We start from the raw sequence: 15,931 nt of genomic DNA on the forward strand, positions 1-15,931 counted from the left end.
GATAAAAGGGTCATGATAAATACCCCCAAAATTGAGCAAAACTGGCTAAATAACCCCACTTCCCTACCCTGCAATTTGCCGCAGTGGGGATTAATCCTGGTTGAGGGCTCAGATGCTGCAAGCTTTTTACAAAATCAATTAACAAATTCAGTATTGGGGCTTAACCGCACCCTACCCAGTCAAATAGCCCAAAATTTTTCAGGTGTCCGCCTAGTAGGTTATTGCAGCCCTAAAGGGAGATTGCTTGCAAGCGCATGGCTCGGACTGTTTCCATCTGACGAGAACGCCGAAGATCGCTTTGCTTTATTTATTTCGAAAGATATTGCCGCAAGTACAGCAAAACGCTTATCCATGTTTGTATTGCGCTCAAAGGTAAAAGTTACCGATGTAACCGAGAATTGGATTATTTCTGGACTGCATGGTTCCGAGGAGCAGATTGTCCAATTTAAGATTGATCCTAGCGCTATGAGTTTACGCATGCCCGATGTTTTGGCAAACAATCAATCGGTTGCCCGTCTTTTGTTTGCAATCCCTGTTGATGAACAATCAAGTGCACGTAATTCTAGTGAAATGCTTCAAGCATGGAATGCGCTTGAGGTCTTAAGTGCCATTCCTAGAATTGTTCAAGCAACACAGGAGCAATTTGTGCCCCAAATGATTAATTTTGAATCTGTGGCCGGCGTTGATTTTAAAAAAGGGTGTTATCCAGGCCAAGAAATCGTTGCTCGTAGCCAATATCGTGGCGCCATCAAGCGTCGACTGCAAATTGCCCATATAGATAGAAGTAGTTCAGATGAAAAATTGGCCGTCCCGGGCGCTGAACTTTTCCACTCCAATGATCCCTCCCAGCCAGCAGGAATGGTTGTTTTATCTGCACATTCTCCAGAGGATCAGGAGCGCATTGACCTTCAGATCGAGTGCAAGCTAGAGGCGCTTGAAAATGGGGAAATTCATCTTGGTAGCACTGAGGGACCTGTGTTAAAAATAGATTTATTGCCCTACCCTTTGCTCGAAATTTAATAACCCTTATGTGCCTTATTCTCTTCGCCTGGAATTCTCACCCAGAATATTCGCTGGTGGTAGCAGCGAACCGTGATGAGTTTTATGAGCGCAATACCGATGGTGTTTCATGGTGGTCTGAACATCCCCATGTTTTAGCAGGTAGAGATCGCGCTGATGTATTGGGTAGTCCTGGAACCTGGCTGGGATTTACCAAAACCGGAAAATTTGCAGCCTTAACGAATGTTCGGGCGCCTAGCGAAAAAAATCCCGATTCTAGAACGCGTGGTGAACTATCTTTGATGTACCTCACCGGCAATGAGCGCCCTTCCGAATTTATCCAAGGCAATGCTAAACGCTTTCAGCAATACAACGGCTTTAATCTTTTAATGGCGGATTTAAGTGACCCAGCCAATGCCGAAATGCATTGGGTAAGCAACCGGATGATGATGGGGCAAAGTATTCGTCCGCGTAAAGTGTTTCCACAGCAGATGTTAGAGCCAGGAGTTTATGGCTTGTCCAATGCCATGCTTGATACCCCGTGGCCAAAAGTAAATCATCGTATAGCCGCATTTGCTCAGGCTTTGGCAATGGATCAAGGACAACTTAAAAATGCAGATCCATATTTAAAGCTATTGGCGGATACCCATCACGCCAGTGACAACGAGCTTCCTAACACTGGGGTTAGTCGTGAATGGGAGAAGGCACTCTCACCAGCGTTTATTAAAACTCCTGCTTATGGAACGCGTTCAAGTACTGTTTTAAGGGTGAGGAAAGACGGCCAGTTTGAGATGGTGGAGCGTCGCTTTGATGCTTCAGGAACCGTAGGCCATGACGTTGTTACAGGCGCCCTTAGCTCTGCATCAGATTCAAATTTATCCGTCTAGCATTACTCAAAGCGACCATCATCGTTTATAACTCGATCACCATCCGCATTGCGAGTTGCTAAGCGCTTCAGATACTTGAAGGTGCCGGTAGACATGCAGCAAATTTCACCTTGATCGTTATAAAGCTTGGCTTCACAAAAAGCCATTGTTGCTGTTCTGCGAACCGTATCAGCCTTGACTCTCAGCACACCGGTTGCAGCTTGCATGAAATTATTCTTCATTTCAATGGTCACCACACTGCGATCACCGGGATCGCCGGAGCGTGCTGCAACAGCCATAGCTACATCCATCAGCGTTAACAAAACACCTCCATGCGCTACTTCCCAAGTGTTGTTGTGCTCAGGTTTGAGAGCCAGCAAAATCTCCCCCTTGCCCATTTCAGCGCTTAAACAACGAACACCCAAAAGCTTTAAAAAAGGCACATTCAATTCCTCGCCTAAATTAGCTAACTGGGTCTGTGGATTCATTTGGACTTGTTTGTTCATAGATTAATTTTAGAGCCATGCACGTGATTTAGTAAATCCACCTAGAATACCTCTATGGCCTTTACTTTACGCGGCGATGATGCCTGCCAAGCAACCCTCCCCACCCCGATACCCAATCCCTACTGGGTCGCATTTTCACCCTCATCTGCCAAATTGGTGGGTATCGACCTGGACGAAAATAATCTTCCCATAGATAAAACATGGCTAGAGATATTGTCTGGGAACGGTTTAAATACAACCAATCATCAATTTCCAAATCCTATAGCAACAGCCTATAGCGGACATCAATTTGGGGTGTGGGCTGGTCAACTGGGTGATGGACGCGCAATATTGTTAGGCGATATTGCTGAGCAAGAATTACAGCTCAAAGGAGCTGGGACAACGCGATTCTCCCGCATGGGTGATGGTCGCGCTGTATTGCGCTCATCTATTAGGGAATTCTTATGCAGCGAGTCAATGCATGCTTTGGGAATTCCAACTACAAGAGCGCTATCAATTGTTGGCTCAGACATGCCTGTCAGAAGAGAAACCTTAGAGACTGCAGCCGTTTGTGCTCGCTTGGCGCCAAGCTTTATTCGGGTTGGACACTTTGAGCATTACGCTTCAATACAAAACCATGCAAGGTTAAAAGAGCTCGCAGATTACCTTATAGAAATACATTACCCGGAATCCTTACAGGCTAACGGGCCCTATTTAGATTTATTTAAAAGAATTTGCGCACGTAACGCTAAATTAGTCGCTCAATGGCAGGCTGTGGGCTTTTGTCATGGAGTTCTCAATAGTGACAATATCAGTGCGCTTGGATTGACTATTGACTATGGCCCTTTTGGATTTTTAGACCAGTTTCAGATCGATCATATTTGCAACCATAGCGATCAAGGTGGTCGCTATGCCTACCATCGCCAACCGCAAATCATGCATTGGAATATGGCGTGCTTGGCCAGCGCTATGATTCCACTGCTCGAGCTTCGCCATAACGAAAAAGAAGCGCAAGAGCAATTACGAGCTGCCCTTGAAGAGTTTCCGGTTATTTATGCGAGTAATTGGCAAGCATTGTTTCGTAATAAATTAGGATTTAGTACGGAGCAAGATGGCGACGTCGCTCTGATTGAGAGGTTATTACAGGCAATGCATGATTCAAAAGTGGATTTCACTAACTTCTTTCGCAACCTTGGAAAGCTCAACTCAGATCTGTCTATTTCGCAGATTACCTTAAGAGATGATTTTATTGACCGCGATGCAATTGATCTTTGGTTCGTTGATTATTTAGCTCGCTTACAGAGTGAATCTAGTATTGATTCAGAGCGGCACTTAGCAATGAATCGAGTTAACCCAAAATACATCCTGCGAAATCATCTCGCCCAGTTTGCCATTGAGCAGGCGCAGAAAAAAGACTTTTCTGAGGTATCAAAGCTTCTTAAGGTTTTAAGTAGCCCCTTCGATGAACAGCCAGAATTTGCCTCTTACTCGCTAGCTCCACCACCAGATATGGATATGGTCGAAGTAAGCTGTTCCTCATAAATGTTCATTAAGAAAATCATATTATTGGAGTCAAAATGAAAAAAACAGATCAAGAATATAAGCAATCATTAAGTGATATAGAGTACCGAGTAACTCGAGAAGCAGCAACCGAGCGACCTTTTACCGGCAAGTACTGGGATCATTGGGACAAGGGTCGCTATCAGTGCGTTTGCTGTGGTACACCACTCTTTTTATCAGAGACCAAGTTCGATGCTGGTTGCGGGTGGCCAAGCTATAACGCCCCAGAAGTTGCATCCTCTATTAAGGAAATTCGAGATACTACTCATGGCATGGTTCGCACCGAAGTCCGTTGTGCAAATTGTGATGCCCATTTAGGACATGTATTTGAGGATGGCCCCATGCCAACTGGATTGCGCTACTGCATTAACTCTGCATCCTTGAGTTTTGAGCCAGGCGCCAACGCCATACCCGCAAAAACTGAAAAATAAATAAATAGCTGGATAATCCTCTTATGAAATTTTTATTCGACCTATTCCCCATTATTCTCTTCTTTGTCGCCTTTAAGCTGGGCGACATATACACAGCAACCATCGTAGCCATGGTGGCCACTATCGGACAGATTCTATGGGTCTATTACCGCCATCGCAAGATCGATGCCATGCAATGGATAAGTCTTGTCATGATTGTTGTGTTTGGTAGCCTCACAATCTTCTTGCATGACAAAACATTTATTCAGTTAAAGCCAACAGCTCTTTACTGGCTCTTTTCAGGCGCCCTATTCATCAGCGCTCAGTTTTTTCAAAAGAATTGGATACAAGTATTAATGGGAAAGCAGGTAACGCTTAAAGCAGAATCTGCGCATTCAGTTTGGCATAGCCTCAATATGGCTTGGGCTATATTCTTTTTTATCATGGGTGCACTTAATCTTTATATTGCTTTTGAGTACTCAGAAGAAACTTGGGTTAACTTTAAATTATTCGGCAGCACTGGCCTCCTATTGCTTTTTGTCATTCTGCAAGGAGTTTGGCTCTCCAAGCACATGGAGCATCCAAGCGAATGAGCATCAATCAACTACGAATTGCCGCTTTCGATGAAGATCTACGCAAAGCTTTTCAGGTACAAGCCTTAAAGATTGAAGATGAAAGTCATCTTCATGCTGGCCATGCGGGCGCAGCTAGTGGCGGCGGTCACTTTAGACTGGAAATTGTTGCGCCAGAGTTTATGGGTTTGAGCCTAGTGGCACGCCATAGGGCTGTTTATGCGGCCTTGAATCGCCATATTCCCAAGGAAATTCATGCCCTAACCATTGCCGCCCTAGCCCCAGACGAAGTTACTGTCTAGGGCTACCTTAGAATGGCTTTATTCCCCTTTAATTTACTTATCAAAACCATGATCAATAAACGTCTAATACTCTCAATCAGCCTTCTTGGAGCCGCTCTTTTATCTGCAAATGCAATCGCACAAAATGCCGTCATCGTGAATGGCAAAGCGATTCCTAAAGCACAATTGGATAAGCTAGTTCAACGTTCAGGTCAGCCTGATAACCCGCAGATACGCGATCAAGCTCGTGAGATGTTGGTAACCCGTGAATTGGTATTGCAGGAGGCTGACAAGCGCGGCGTCATTCAGAATGAAATGGTACGCGAGCAATTAGAGCAAGCACGCATGGGAGTTTTAGTTGGCGCTGTATTTGAGGATTATATTGAAAAAGAAGGTGTTGCAGAAGCTGATCTGAAAGCCGCTTATGAATCTGCAAAGGCGCAATACACTGGTAAGGAATATCACGTAGAACATATCTTGGTAGAAAAAGAAGCGGATGCCAAGGCAATTACTGCGCAGCTTAAGGCAGGCGCTAATTTCGAAGAAATTGCTAAGGCAAAGTCGCTCGACCCTGGCTCTGCTAAAAATGGCGGCGATCTAGGCTGGGTTAGCGATAAAGCATTGGTGCCAGAGTTTTCTAAAGCAATGGTTCAACTCAAAAATGGGCAAATTACTGACAAGCCTGTGAAATCAAAGTTTGGTTGGCACATCATCAAGGTAATCGATTCTCGCGATATTCAAGCCCCAAGTTTTGAAGAAATGAAGGCTCAATTGAAACAGATGATCATCTCTGATAAGAATTGGCAAAAAGCGAAGTTCTCAGAAATGATGCAAAAACTACGCGCTAAAGCAAAGATTCAATAAAAAGCTAAGTAGTTCTATCTGGCGGGATAACGTCGCGGTCTGAGTTTTTGGATCGCCAAACCCGCCAGTCCGCATGCAAACGCGGACATTACAAATACATCTCTTGGTTGAGATGCTTCCCATATCCAGCCAGCACATAACCCTCCGAGCGTTCCACCAAGGCCGTAGGAGATGGTAGCCATCAAAGCTTGACCTCTAGCCTGTAACGGGCCTGTGAACCAACGTTGCAAAAGTTTTGTAGCGGCACTATGGTGTGCAGCAAAAGTGCCAGCATGCATTAATTGCGCCACTATCAAAATGGAAGTTATTGGTAGGAAAGCTATTAAGGCAAATCTGACAACGCCAATTCCAAAGGCAGCCTGCAATATAACCTCGGCATCTAACCTGCTCAATGCCTTACTTTGAAAGTAAAAGAAAATGACTTCGGCAAAAACACCTAGAGCCCAAAACAGGCCAATCTGAAATTTGTTGTAGCCAAGGTTGGAGAGATAAAGAGAGTAAAAAACATATAAAGCTGCGTGGGCAAAGATCATAAAAAATCCAGACATTAAAAACCACCGAACATCTGGATTAAAAAGCACAACCAATAACTCCCCTTTCACCATTTTGCGACGCTCCATCTTGGGCTCGTGTAAACAAAAAGTAATAAGAGCTAGGGCAAGTAAAACAACGGTGCCCACAATGGGATAAAGCCCAATACTCTTGCGCTGGAATAACTCTCCTGCGGCAAGAACCATGGCAATAAAGCCGATAGACCCCCACAGACGCAAGCGTCCGTAACGCTTATCGAAGGAATTATCTTTATATAAGGCATGAATAGTGGCTGACTCACCAAGCGGCATCAAACTACTCAAAATGGTGTGCAACACAAACATCCAAATAAAAAACCCGATGTAGCTGTGCAAGAAATAAATGCATAAGAAAACAACCGCCGCAAGACATGCGCAGAATCGAATAATGCTAATCCGATTAGAAAGGTAGTCCGATAACCAACCCCAAGAAAATGGACCAATAATGCGGGTGATCTGTAACATAGACATCAATGCAGCAATTTCTATAACGCTAAAGCCCCGTTCTAAAAAGAACAAGCTGGCATATGGAGAAACCAACCCAACATAAGCGAAATATAAAAAGAAAAAGGACCCGAAGGCCCAGCGTAGCGAAGGCGTCATCGATTAAGCCAATTAATCGCGCAATGAGCCTGGTTGAGAGGCTGGAATAGATGCGGCATCTGGAACATCAGCACATTGAGCGCGATGGCGTAGAGCATGATCCATTAAAACAAGCGCCAACATTGCTTCAGCAATCGGTGTTGCACGAATACCAACGCAAGGGTCATGCCTGCCTTTGGTTTGAACTGTAATAGGCTTTCCATCTAAATCAATAGATTGCTTTGGGCTCATGATGCTAGAAGTTGGTTTAATCGCAATGGAAATACGAAGATCTTGGCCGCTGCTAATGCCACCTAAAGTACCACCGGAGTTATTGCTTGCAAAGCCATCAGGATAAAGCTCATCTCCGTGCTCGCTACCACGTTGAGACACTGACTTAAAGCCGGCGCCAATCTCAACACCTTTAACTGCATTGATACCCATCATGGCATGCGCAATATCGGCATCCAATTTATCGAACAAAGGCTCACCCAGGCCTGCAGGAACATTGCGAGCTCGTACCTCGATACGTGCGCCACAAGAGTCCCCTGCTTTACGCAAGTCATCCATATAACCTTCAAGCTGAGGGATGATTTCTGCATTGGCAGCAAAAAATGGATTCTGATCAATCTGAGTGATATCTTTAAATGGAATTTGAAGCTCACCCAATTGACTCATATAGCCATAAAACTCAGTGCCATATTTCTCATGTAGCCATTTTTTGGCAATCGCAGCCGCAGCAACAACCGGCGCTGTTAAACGAGCGGATGAGCGACCACCACCACGGGGATCACGAACGCCATATTTATTTTGATACGCATAATCTGCGTGACCAGGCCTAAAGGTCTGCAAGATATCGCCATAGTCTTGGCTGCGTTGGTCTGTATTGCGAATTAATAGCGCAATAGGCGTACCTGTTGTCTTACCCTCAAAGACGCCAGAAAGGATTTCAACTTTGTCCTCTTCTTTGCGTTGAGTAACATGACGCGATGTGCCTGGTTTGCGACGATCTAAATCTAGCTGAATGTCTGCTTCGGAAAGATTCATGCCCGGCGGGCAACCATCAACCACCGCCCCGATTGCGGGACCGTGGGATTCACCAAAAGTGGTAACAGTAAAAAGGAGGCCTAAAGTATTTCCTGACATATCGACATTATGTCATTTGTCGGAAAATGATGGCTATAACGACTTAGGAGGTTGCTTTTTCAGTATCTTCCGGCCAATCACGAATATAGGCCTTGAGCATCGTATTTTCGAAGTCCTGAGCCTCTACCACTGATTTCGCTACGTCGTAGAAAGAAATAACGCCCATCAACATCTTTTGATCGACTACTGGCAAATAGCGCGCATGGTCTACCAGCATCATGCGCCGAACCTCATCAATCTCGGTTTCCATATTGCAGGTCAAAGGTGTTTGATTCATCACAGTATTCACTTGAAGATCTTCAAGCTTGCCGTGATGCTTAGCTAAAGCAGCAATGACTTCACGGAAGGTCAGAATACCAACTAGCTTGTCATACTCCATGACTACTAATGAACCAATGTCGTGCTCACTCATTACTAGCACTGCAGTTTGCAACGCTGTATCAGGGGCTACTGTAAAAAGGGTGCTTCCCTTGACACGTAATATGTCACGAACTTTCATTTGGTCTCCGAAAACAATATATATAGATCCAATATAGACTCAAGACCTCCTCGAATCAAGAGCTTAGGCGATACTTTTAGTAACGAATAACCCTAATGACGCCGCTTCGAATATCAGGCAAATTGGCTACCAGTACAGCACCGGTTAAAGTAATCCACCAGGTCATATAGATCCACGTTAAACCCAGGGGCAAGATCGCAAAAGCGCCATATACCGTCTTATAGAAGGCCGTGTTGCCCAAGAAAATAGCAAAACCAAACTTCATTAGCTCAAAGGCAAGTGCTGCTACAAAAGCTCCTGCAAAGGCGTCTCGCCACAAAATCTTGGCGTAAGGAAGAATTTTGTAGACCACTGCATAGACCAGAATGGCCAAAAAGATTGGGGCAATCGCAGCCACTAATTGAAAGCCAAAAGATACCGCGCTGATCCAGCCTTCTGAAGCACTAAATAAAACGCCGCTCAAGTAAATACCAACGCCAAGCATGATTGGACCCAGAATAGTTGCCGCACTATAGATCACAATTTTTTTATACAAAGGGCGTCTTGCAGTGACCTTGAATATTTGGTTAAAGGCACCCTCTATCACCGCTAAAGTCATGATTGTTGTAATAATCAGTCCAGCCAAACCTACATAGGTAAGGCCTTTAGCTTGGGATGAGAATTGATCTAAGTAAATAAATACCTGTTGGTTAATACCACCTGGCATATAAGTATCCAAAAGCCAGGATCTAAAGCTATTTTTAACTTGGATCACGCTTGGGAGCTGGCCAATCAGCATAGTGGCGATCGTCACCATCGGTACCATGGATAAGGTCGTTGTAAATGCCAGGCTAGCCGCAATTTGCTTTAAATTTTGACCGCGATTACGCTCCCAGATCTCTTTAGCCAGAGAGAGCCATAATTGGGGGTTACGAATAAGTCGCATCGCCGTATCATAAGAGATCAATATGAGCCAACACGATATTTTAGTTTTGTACTTCTCCCGTTATGGTGCAACCAAGGATCTGGCGCGCCTGATTGCTGAGGGTATCGAGAGCGTTCCAGGGGCAAATGCCCGCTTGAGAACCGTGCCCCCCATATCTGCGGTTTGTGAAGCTACGGAGGCAGCCGTACCCCAGGATGGAGCACCTTACGTTGAATATTCAGACCTAAAGGAGTGCATTGGTCTTGCTTTGGGTTCTCCGACTCGTTTTGGCAATATGGCAGCGCCGATGAAATACTTTTGGGATGGAAGTTCTTCAGAGTGGTTAAATGGCGCCTTGATTGGTAAACCGGCCTGTGTCTTTACGAGTACCGGTAGCATGCATGGCGGTCAAGAAAGCACCCTCTTAACCATGATGATTCCACTGCTGCATCACGGCATGATGCTAATGGGTATTCCGTACAGCGAGCCCGACCTCATGTCTTCCAATACAGGCGGTAGTCCTTATGGAGTGACTCATCTCGCTCACGCCGACGGACGTGCGCCTATCAGCCCCGAAGAACAACGCCTAGCTAAGGCGCAAGGCAAGCGCCTAGCTGAAACTGCCTTAATGCTTTTTTCAAAATAAAAGGTAATGCATTCAGCAGTCATCATGATAAAAAAGATTCTCGACAAAAATCCATACCAACTTATAGCAACAGCCGCTTTTATTGATTTATTTATCTTGTGTGTCTGTTGGGAGTGGTTTATCTCCCCTCTCCGACCTGGTGGGTCATGGTTGATCCTAAAGGGTATACCTTTGCTATTCGCTATTCCTGGGATATGGAAAGGAAAGGTTTACACGATGCAGTGGGCCTCAATGTTGATATTGCTTTATACAACCGAAGGCTTAGTTCGCATTCTCGAAACGGGTACCAATTTTTGGCTTGCACTGCTAGAAACTATTTTCTCAACTATCGGCTTTGTCTGTTTACTCATGTATCTAAAGCCCATCAAAAAAGAAGCTAAGGCTCTCAAGAAGGCGGCTGCGGAGTAAGAATGCAAACCTTCATCAATCAGTTATCCACAGTCCTTGAGACAAAATATATTCTGACTCACGATGAGGATAAAACGCCCTACTTAACTGATTGGCGTAAACGCTTTACGGGAAAAGCGCTTGCAGTTCTTTTGCCTAGCAATACTGCTGAAGTAGCAAATATCGTCAAGCTCTGCGCCGCAAGCCAGGTTGCTATAGTCCCTCAAGGTGGACATACCGGCTTTTGTGGTGGCGCTACACCTGATATTAGCGGTAAGCAAGTCATCCTCAATCTCAAGCGCATGAATCAGATTCGTGAAATCGATAGTGCTAATCAAACCATCACACTTGAGGCGGGATGCATTTTGCAATCTGTGCAAGAAAAAGCTGCTGAACAAGGATTTTTGTTTCCCTTAAGTTTGGGTGCAGAAGGTAGCTGCATGATCGGTGGCAACTTAGCAACCAATGCAGGTGGAACCAATGTGTTGCGCTACGGTAATGCACGTGATCTATGTCTAGGTCTTGAAGTTGTTACCGCCAAAGGTGATATTTGGAATGGCATTAAAGGTTTGCGTAAGGACAATACGGGTTACGATTTGCGTGACTTGTTTGTTGGATCAGAAGGCACCCTAGGCATCATCACTGCTGCAGTCATGAAGCTTTACCCCTTACCGATTTCCCAATGGACTACCCTCGTCGCATGTGAAACCATCGCCTCTTCAATTGCACTTTTAAATCTCTTTCAGAAACGGGCAACCTCATTGCTGACCGGTTTTGAAATGATGACGCAGGAATCTTTGGAGTTAAATGAGAAGCACTTTCCTCAAATGGCAAATCCACTGCAAGGTAAGCCGCCATTTACCGTACTTGTTGAATTGTCAGATCATGAGAGCGAGGATCATGTCAGACAGCTTCTGGAAACCATTTTGGAGGAAGCCTTCGAATCTGGTCTTATCAGCGACGCTGTTATTGCCAGCAACTTAAGTCAAGCCAATGCCTTTTGGCATATGCGGGAACACATTACGCTAGCGCAAGCCGAAGAAGGTGCAAACCTCAAACATGACATCACCATTCCCCTTTCATCACTTGAAAGCTTTGTCAAAGAAACCGATGCCTTGATCAGGGCAAACTTTCCTGGGGTCAGAATCATCAATTTTGGCCATTTAGGGGATGGAAACTTGCACTACAACATTGCCCCACCCTTAGGCATGGATCCCAAGACTTTCAATGAAATCAATGAAAAACCCATTCATGAGCTCGTATATGCCCAAGTTGAGCGCTGTAATGGCTCCATTTCTGCAGAACACGGGGTAGGACAGCTCAAATTGGAAGGCTTAAGGGCTCATAAGGGTGAGGTGGCCCACGAGCTCATGAAGACCCTCAAAAGAGCTTTAGACCCCCAAAATATCCTTAATCCCCATAAAGTTGTCTCCATTTAAGAAAAACAGCTGCTTTTTTGATAAATATTTTGTAATTCATGTCATCTCGACCGCTTTTCCATGCGTTGTATAGCCATGGAGGTGACAAACATGTCAACAAGATTAAAACGTTGGGCCCGTGCAATTCAAGAGATCGATTTGTCCACAAGGACGCCTGAAGTAGCCATTGGCTACCTGGACAGTAAATACCGCGATATTGCTTGGCGTTATATCCGTATCCTTGGCTTCGAACGCACCATTAGCTTCATGGCAAGCAATAACTTTCACCCTGAGTGATTGTTAAAAAACCCTAAATATTTGATTTATTTAGGGTTTTTTGTTTTGAAGCTTGCTTATTGAGCTTTTAGCCAAAGAATTCCATGGCCTCTACCAGCAAAACGTCAGGAATCTCTTCTGGTATGTAGTGACCACTGGGAACAGCTTTTCCAGCAACATCCTTGGCCACAACCCTCCAGTCTTCTAAAGGTTTAAAGCATTGGTTTACTAAACCATGCTCACCCCACAACACCTTCAGTGGCATCTTCAACATCTTGCCTGCAGCACGATCAGAGCGATCGTGAATGAGGTCAATAGAAGCAGCAGCTCGGTAATCTTCACACATCGCATGCATGCTTTCTGCATGACTAGCCCCAGCCAAATATTCCGACCATCGATCTGGGGAAAATATCCCTGTGCCCGCATGTCGACCCATATGGTTTTTTAACCAAAACTCAGGATTAGCGCCGATTAAGGTTTCTGGAACTGGCTCTGGCTGTATCAGGAAGAACCAATGCCAATATCCCTTAGCAAATTCCATAGTGGTGTTCTCGTACATTGTTAATGTTGGAGAGATATCCAGAACCATTAAACGTAAAACACTTTCAGGAAAGTCCATTGCCAGGCGATGAGAAACCCTTCCACCTCTGTCATGTCCAAGCAAGAAGAATTGATTAAAACCTAAACTTTTCATCAATGCATGTTGATCTGCGGCCATTGATCTTTTTGAATACGTTGAGTGATCACTTTTGCCATGAGGCTTTGATGACGCACCGTAACCCCTTAAGTCTGCAGCAACTACAGTAAAGTTTTTTGCTAACGCAGGAGCCACTTGGCTCCAGATTGCCTTTGTTTGTGGGAAGCCATGGAGTAACAATAGTGGAGGACCATTACCACCGATGAGGTATGAAATCTCAATAGAGCCATCTTCAGAGTCAGTGTGAAATGTTTTAGCTTCAAAACCAGGAAAAGATACAGACATCATTCACCCAATAAAAAAGAGCCTCCTAAGAGGCCCTTGCATTTTAAATATTAACGGTTAGCCATAGCCTGAATTTCAGACACAGTTACATAACCTTTGTTGCTTGAGTCAATGTAACTAAAGTGGTCATAAATACGAGGCATACAACCATTGGCCTCTTCACGAGTTAACTTGCCATCATGATTAACATCGCATTTAGCAAATCGCTCAGCAATTTCTTTATCGCGAGATGCATCATCAGCCAAGGCTAATAATGGGATTGCTACCAGAGATGACAAGGCAATGGCGATTATTTTTTTAATGGATGATTTCATGATGGGAGCTTATTGACCAGTTGGCACTGGGTTGGCGGATGTTTCTAATGCAGAGCGGACCACTTTCTTTGCCATTGCAACAAATGAATCTGCAGATCCAGCGTTAGTTCTAAAGGATTCACCTTGAATGGTAATCAAACCCTCACCCAATAATTGGTTTGATTGACTATCTGTGATTTTGCTCTCGACTAACAGCGCTGGGGTTTTGGAATTTACACCGCCAGCATAAGCAGCTGCATTCATTGCCAAACCAATTGGAGTGAAATTCCAGGGTTGCAAACTATCGGCTGAACTTTCGGCGCCAGTGATGCCAACAGAGATGCGTGCAACACCAGGTCCTGGTTTATTCACTATCTTGATAGTGCCGCGAGAATTAACGGCCTCAACCATAGATGCCTGTAGTGCAGCTTTTGCCTTGCTAATATCATCTAAGCTTACTGACTTAGTAGCATTTTGATTCAGGTAAATCGGATCCAAGATTACCGCAGTATACGAACCAGGGTTCACACCTGAAATGCGATATCTCCAAATGCGAGTATCTTTATCAGCGCTAGCCATTGGAACCAAAAGATTGTAATCAGGCAAGAATCCAGATCTAGGCATGGATTCTGTTGCCAATTTGGGTGCATTGCTACATGCAGCCAAAGTCATTGCTGTAGCAAATGATGCTATCAGTACTTTCATTTTATTCATGGCGATTCCGAGTGAAGGGTTAAGTTACTTTGTAAGGCGGTTATTAATAAAGATCATCATACCTAGATCAATTTAGTCCGGGGCTGGACATGGCAAGGTGCCACCTGTCTTTTTATGAATCTGGGGTTTGCATTCAACTTGGGCGGGAGTCGTCTGAGGTAATCCCGCTGGCGCTGACGTTTGAACATTATTTAAAGGTGCTTGCACTGAAGTTGCTGTAGTTGCTGTCGTTGGCGACGAATCGATTGGATTGCTCACTGCCGGAGCCGGCTTTGCTGGCGCTAAACCAACCTCTCTATAAAAGGCTTTATCCGAACCAGGGCAAGGCATTAAAGCACCTGTTTTAGGGTTCACAACATCTTTGCATTGCGGATTGGCCTCAAGGCGTGCCTCTAACTTCGCAGTAGAGCAAGAGCAAAGAATTAAGGCCGAGCCAATAAGGCATGTACTAATCTTAAGTAAATGAATATTCATCAAAGCATTCTATGACAACGCAGGAAAAAGATAACCATAAAAGATTACAGCTCTGGAAGCTATAGTACGAACGGAGGATGTTTGGCCTGCCCAGCACGATTCGAACGTGCGACCTACGCCTTGTTTTTACTGATCTTTAATTATTTTTGTTATCTGAGTTTGAAGGTTAGGAAGATTGACCTCGATTGTTTTCCAAACAATTTGCATATCCACCTTAAAGTAACCATGGGCTAATGCATTTCGCATTTCATAAGCAATCAATAGGGGAAGGTCAGGATGCTGCACTAAAAATTCAGGAAAGATGCGCTCAATATTCTTACTTGCCTCACCAATCACTTCAAAATTCCGAATAACCGCATCTTGAATTAATTGGCTGTTGATAAAACCGAGTTCATCAATATCTGCACAGTAACCTTCTATTCGCTTTATGGCTTCGAGAATATGTTCCAAATAATCATGCAAACGCTGTGGATCACGCGTCATATTGGCATTGCGCCTGCAATCACTGAGCTGCGGAACTTTTCTGGCAGGGCATTCGGCGTCAAAACATCCACTGGAACACCCAATAATTGCTTTAATTTATAGCGAATTGCGCCAATATCAAATAATGTTGTTTCGGGACTAGGATCAATCAAAACATCTAAGTCACTACCATCAATGTCGGTGCTGTTTGCCACTGAACCAAAAACGCGTGCATTACTGGCATGGTGCGCTTCAATAATTAAGCGAATCTGGGCACGGTTGGCGTTCAGGGCAATCGAAGGTTTCATAACACTAGATTATGCAAATATTTGGCCTGAAGATCAACACAAAGTGTTTTGGCCTGCCCAGCACGATTCGAACGTGCGACCTACGCCTTAGAAGCTGAAAAAATGATATAAATCAATAGCTTAGACAATGGTTTAAGCCCGACAAGATCAGGTGTTCGATACGCACCGAGATCCGTGGAATCATGTGGAACTGACCATATGGTGCGTGGCATCCACAGATGTGGAGTCGGTTAA

At 44.6% G+C, this 15,931-nt stretch carries 22 protein-coding genes; 11 read left to right on the top strand and 11 right to left on the bottom strand.

Going from position 1 to position 15,931, the window contains the following annotated elements; genetic code table 11:
- Positions 1–12 precede the first annotated feature (12 nt).
- Together ICE89_RS01805 and ICE89_RS01810 are read left to right on the top strand one after the other, a co-directional pair.
- Positions 13–1,020: a folate-binding protein YgfZ gene (locus tag ICE89_RS01805; RefSeq protein ID WP_216264431.1), complete on the top strand. Its 1,008-nt coding sequence runs from the start codon at positions 13–15 to the stop codon at positions 1,018–1,020.
- Positions 1,021–1,028: 8 nt separating this feature from the next.
- Complete coding sequence (locus tag ICE89_RS01810) at positions 1,029–1,886, top strand: NRDE family protein (RefSeq protein WP_216264432.1); 858 nt, start codon at positions 1,029–1,031, stop codon at positions 1,884–1,886.
- A 2-nt stretch (positions 1,887–1,888) separates the two neighbouring features.
- Here ICE89_RS01810 and ICE89_RS01815 read toward each other — a convergent pair whose 3' ends face one another.
- Positions 1,889–2,371: a PaaI family thioesterase gene (locus tag ICE89_RS01815; protein WP_216264433.1), complete on the bottom strand. Its 483-nt coding sequence runs from the start codon at positions 2,369–2,371 to the stop codon at positions 1,889–1,891.
- A gap of 54 nt (positions 2,372–2,425) precedes the next feature.
- Here ICE89_RS01815 and ICE89_RS01820 point away from each other — a divergent pair, with 54 nt between their 5' ends.
- The 5 genes from ICE89_RS01820 to ICE89_RS01840 are packed head-to-tail and all read left to right on the top strand — an operon-like array spanning position 2,426 to position 6,037.
- Complete coding sequence (locus ICE89_RS01820; protein ID WP_216264434.1) at positions 2,426–3,892, top strand: YdiU family protein; 1,467 nt, start codon at positions 2,426–2,428, stop codon at positions 3,890–3,892.
- Positions 3,893–3,927: 35 nt separating this feature from the next.
- On the top strand, positions 3,928–4,341 hold the full coding sequence (msrB, locus tag ICE89_RS01825) for a peptide-methionine (R)-S-oxide reductase MsrB (RefSeq protein WP_216264435.1): 414 nt from the start codon (positions 3,928–3,930) through the stop codon (positions 4,339–4,341).
- A 23-nt stretch (positions 4,342–4,364) separates the two neighbouring features.
- Positions 4,365–4,913, top strand: coding sequence for a septation protein A (locus ICE89_RS01830; protein ID WP_216264436.1), 549 nt, complete (start codon positions 4,365–4,367; stop codon positions 4,911–4,913).
- Positions 4,910–5,194 (top strand): BolA family protein, encoded by a 285-nt coding sequence (locus ICE89_RS01835; RefSeq protein WP_216264437.1) that lies wholly within the window; start codon positions 4,910–4,912, stop codon positions 5,192–5,194. Before ICE89_RS01830 ends, ICE89_RS01835 begins: the two co-directional genes overlap by 4 nt.
- Positions 5,195–5,242: 48 nt before the next feature.
- Positions 5,243–6,037, top strand: a complete 795-nt coding sequence (locus ICE89_RS01840) for a peptidylprolyl isomerase (RefSeq protein WP_216265005.1) — start codon at positions 5,243–5,245, stop codon at positions 6,035–6,037.
- 14 nt (positions 6,038–6,051) lie between these two features.
- Here ICE89_RS01840 and ICE89_RS01845 read toward each other — a convergent pair whose 3' ends face one another.
- The 4 genes from ICE89_RS01845 to ICE89_RS01860 form a co-directional block, all read right to left on the bottom strand.
- Positions 6,052–7,209, bottom strand: a complete 1,158-nt coding sequence (locus ICE89_RS01845) for an MFS transporter (RefSeq protein WP_216264438.1) — start codon at positions 7,207–7,209, stop codon at positions 6,052–6,054.
- 12 nt (positions 7,210–7,221) lie between these two features.
- Positions 7,222–8,334, bottom strand: a complete 1,113-nt coding sequence (gene aroC, locus ICE89_RS01850; RefSeq protein WP_216264439.1) for a chorismate synthase — start codon at positions 8,332–8,334, stop codon at positions 7,222–7,224.
- A 43-nt stretch (positions 8,335–8,377) separates the two neighbouring features.
- Positions 8,378–8,833, bottom strand: a complete 456-nt coding sequence (locus ICE89_RS01855) for a CBS domain-containing protein (RefSeq protein ID WP_216264441.1) — start codon at positions 8,831–8,833, stop codon at positions 8,378–8,380.
- A gap of 76 nt (positions 8,834–8,909) precedes the next feature.
- Positions 8,910–9,758 carry a YhjD/YihY/BrkB family envelope integrity protein gene (locus ICE89_RS01860; protein ID WP_216264442.1) on the bottom strand — a complete coding sequence of 283 codons (849 nt, stop codon included), beginning with the start codon at positions 9,756–9,758 and terminating at the stop codon, positions 8,910–8,912.
- A 22-nt stretch (positions 9,759–9,780) separates the two neighbouring features.
- On the opposite strand from ICE89_RS01860, the gene wrbA reads away from it, so the two are divergent.
- From wrbA to ICE89_RS01880, 4 genes are all read left to right on the top strand, one after another.
- Positions 9,781–10,383: an NAD(P)H:quinone oxidoreductase gene (wrbA, locus tag ICE89_RS01865; RefSeq protein ID WP_216264443.1), complete on the top strand. Its 603-nt coding sequence runs from the start codon at positions 9,781–9,783 to the stop codon at positions 10,381–10,383.
- 24 nt (positions 10,384–10,407) lie between these two features.
- Complete coding sequence (locus tag ICE89_RS01870; protein ID WP_216264444.1) at positions 10,408–10,791, top strand: DUF2069 domain-containing protein; 384 nt, start codon at positions 10,408–10,410, stop codon at positions 10,789–10,791.
- A 2-nt stretch (positions 10,792–10,793) separates the two neighbouring features.
- Complete coding sequence (locus ICE89_RS01875) at positions 10,794–12,209, top strand: FAD-binding oxidoreductase (RefSeq protein ID WP_216264445.1); 1,416 nt, start codon at positions 10,794–10,796, stop codon at positions 12,207–12,209.
- Between the two features lie 90 nt (positions 12,210–12,299).
- Positions 12,300–12,485, top strand: a complete 186-nt coding sequence (locus ICE89_RS01880) for a hypothetical protein (protein WP_072582447.1) — start codon at positions 12,300–12,302, stop codon at positions 12,483–12,485.
- A 67-nt stretch (positions 12,486–12,552) separates the two neighbouring features.
- Here ICE89_RS01880 and ICE89_RS01885 read toward each other — a convergent pair whose 3' ends face one another.
- The 6 genes from ICE89_RS01885 to ICE89_RS01910 all read right to left on the bottom strand — a co-directional run bounded on the left by ICE89_RS01885 (position 12,553) and on the right by ICE89_RS01910 (position 15,697).
- Positions 12,553–13,446, bottom strand: a complete 894-nt coding sequence (locus ICE89_RS01885) for an alpha/beta fold hydrolase (RefSeq protein WP_216265006.1) — start codon at positions 13,444–13,446, stop codon at positions 12,553–12,555.
- A gap of 50 nt (positions 13,447–13,496) precedes the next feature.
- Complete coding sequence (locus ICE89_RS01890) at positions 13,497–13,760, bottom strand: EF-hand domain-containing protein (protein ID WP_216264447.1); 264 nt, start codon at positions 13,758–13,760, stop codon at positions 13,497–13,499.
- A gap of 9 nt (positions 13,761–13,769) precedes the next feature.
- Positions 13,770–14,453: a DUF3313 domain-containing protein gene (locus tag ICE89_RS01895; RefSeq protein ID WP_216264448.1), complete on the bottom strand. Its 684-nt coding sequence runs from the start codon at positions 14,451–14,453 to the stop codon at positions 13,770–13,772.
- Between the two features lie 72 nt (positions 14,454–14,525).
- A complete protein-coding gene (locus ICE89_RS01900) occupies positions 14,526–14,927 on the bottom strand; it encodes a hypothetical protein (RefSeq protein WP_216264449.1) in 402 nt (133 codons plus the stop codon).
- 126 nt (positions 14,928–15,053) lie between these two features.
- Entirely contained in the window at positions 15,054–15,410 is a 357-nt protein-coding gene (locus tag ICE89_RS01905; protein ID WP_216264450.1) for a DUF86 domain-containing protein, read from the bottom strand.
- Positions 15,407–15,697 (bottom strand): nucleotidyltransferase family protein, encoded by a 291-nt coding sequence (locus tag ICE89_RS01910; protein ID WP_216264451.1) that lies wholly within the window; start codon positions 15,695–15,697, stop codon positions 15,407–15,409. The genes ICE89_RS01905 and ICE89_RS01910 overlap by 4 nt, the downstream gene beginning before the upstream one ends.
- Positions 15,698–15,931 lie beyond the last annotated feature (234 nt).

It is taken from the genome of Polynucleobacter sp. AP-Kaivos-20-H2, from assembly GCF_018882215.1.
In the GTDB taxonomy this organism is placed as follows: Bacteria; Pseudomonadota; Gammaproteobacteria; order Burkholderiales; family Burkholderiaceae; genus Polynucleobacter.

What these genes read in the sequence shown, in the direction of transcription:
- ICE89_RS01805 (WP_216264431.1), top strand. Translation starts at nt 13, where the DNA reads ATGATAAATACCCCCAAAATTGAGCAAAACTGGCTAAATAACCCCACT.
- ICE89_RS01810 (WP_216264432.1), top strand. Translation starts at nt 1,029, where the DNA reads ATGTGCCTTATTCTCTTCGCCTGGAATTCTCACCCAGAATATTCGCTG.
- ICE89_RS01815 (WP_216264433.1), bottom strand. Translation starts at nt 2,371, where the DNA reads ATGAACAAACAAGTCCAAATGAATCCACAGACCCAGTTAGCTAATTTA.
- ICE89_RS01820 (WP_216264434.1), top strand. Translation starts at nt 2,426, where the DNA reads ATGGCCTTTACTTTACGCGGCGATGATGCCTGCCAAGCAACCCTCCCC.
- msrB (WP_216264435.1), top strand. Translation starts at nt 3,928, where the DNA reads ATGAAAAAAACAGATCAAGAATATAAGCAATCATTAAGTGATATAGAG.
- ICE89_RS01830 (WP_216264436.1), top strand. Translation starts at nt 4,365, where the DNA reads ATGAAATTTTTATTCGACCTATTCCCCATTATTCTCTTCTTTGTCGCC.
- ICE89_RS01835 (WP_216264437.1), top strand. Translation starts at nt 4,910, where the DNA reads ATGAGCATCAATCAACTACGAATTGCCGCTTTCGATGAAGATCTACGC.
- ICE89_RS01840 (WP_216265005.1), top strand. Translation starts at nt 5,243, where the DNA reads ATGATCAATAAACGTCTAATACTCTCAATCAGCCTTCTTGGAGCCGCT.
- ICE89_RS01845 (WP_216264438.1), bottom strand. Translation starts at nt 7,209, where the DNA reads ATGACGCCTTCGCTACGCTGGGCCTTCGGGTCCTTTTTCTTTTTATAT.
- aroC (WP_216264439.1), bottom strand. Translation starts at nt 8,334, where the DNA reads ATGTCAGGAAATACTTTAGGCCTCCTTTTTACTGTTACCACTTTTGGT.
- ICE89_RS01855 (WP_216264441.1), bottom strand. Translation starts at nt 8,833, where the DNA reads ATGAAAGTTCGTGACATATTACGTGTCAAGGGAAGCACCCTTTTTACA.
- ICE89_RS01860 (WP_216264442.1), bottom strand. Translation starts at nt 9,758, where the DNA reads ATGCGACTTATTCGTAACCCCCAATTATGGCTCTCTCTGGCTAAAGAG.
- wrbA (WP_216264443.1), top strand. Translation starts at nt 9,781, where the DNA reads ATGAGCCAACACGATATTTTAGTTTTGTACTTCTCCCGTTATGGTGCA.
- ICE89_RS01870 (WP_216264444.1), top strand. Translation starts at nt 10,408, where the DNA reads ATGATAAAAAAGATTCTCGACAAAAATCCATACCAACTTATAGCAACA.
- ICE89_RS01875 (WP_216264445.1), top strand. Translation starts at nt 10,794, where the DNA reads ATGCAAACCTTCATCAATCAGTTATCCACAGTCCTTGAGACAAAATAT.
- ICE89_RS01880 (WP_072582447.1), top strand. Translation starts at nt 12,300, where the DNA reads ATGTCAACAAGATTAAAACGTTGGGCCCGTGCAATTCAAGAGATCGAT.
- ICE89_RS01885 (WP_216265006.1), bottom strand. Translation starts at nt 13,446, where the DNA reads ATGTCTGTATCTTTTCCTGGTTTTGAAGCTAAAACATTTCACACTGAC.
- ICE89_RS01890 (WP_216264447.1), bottom strand. Translation starts at nt 13,760, where the DNA reads ATGAAATCATCCATTAAAAAAATAATCGCCATTGCCTTGTCATCTCTG.
- ICE89_RS01895 (WP_216264448.1), bottom strand. Translation starts at nt 14,453, where the DNA reads ATGAATAAAATGAAAGTACTGATAGCATCATTTGCTACAGCAATGACT.
- ICE89_RS01900 (WP_216264449.1), bottom strand. Translation starts at nt 14,927, where the DNA reads ATGAATATTCATTTACTTAAGATTAGTACATGCCTTATTGGCTCGGCC.
- ICE89_RS01905 (WP_216264450.1), bottom strand. Translation starts at nt 15,410, where the DNA reads ATGACGCGTGATCCACAGCGTTTGCATGATTATTTGGAACATATTCTC.
- ICE89_RS01910 (WP_216264451.1), bottom strand. Translation starts at nt 15,697, where the DNA reads ATGAAACCTTCGATTGCCCTGAACGCCAACCGTGCCCAGATTCGCTTA.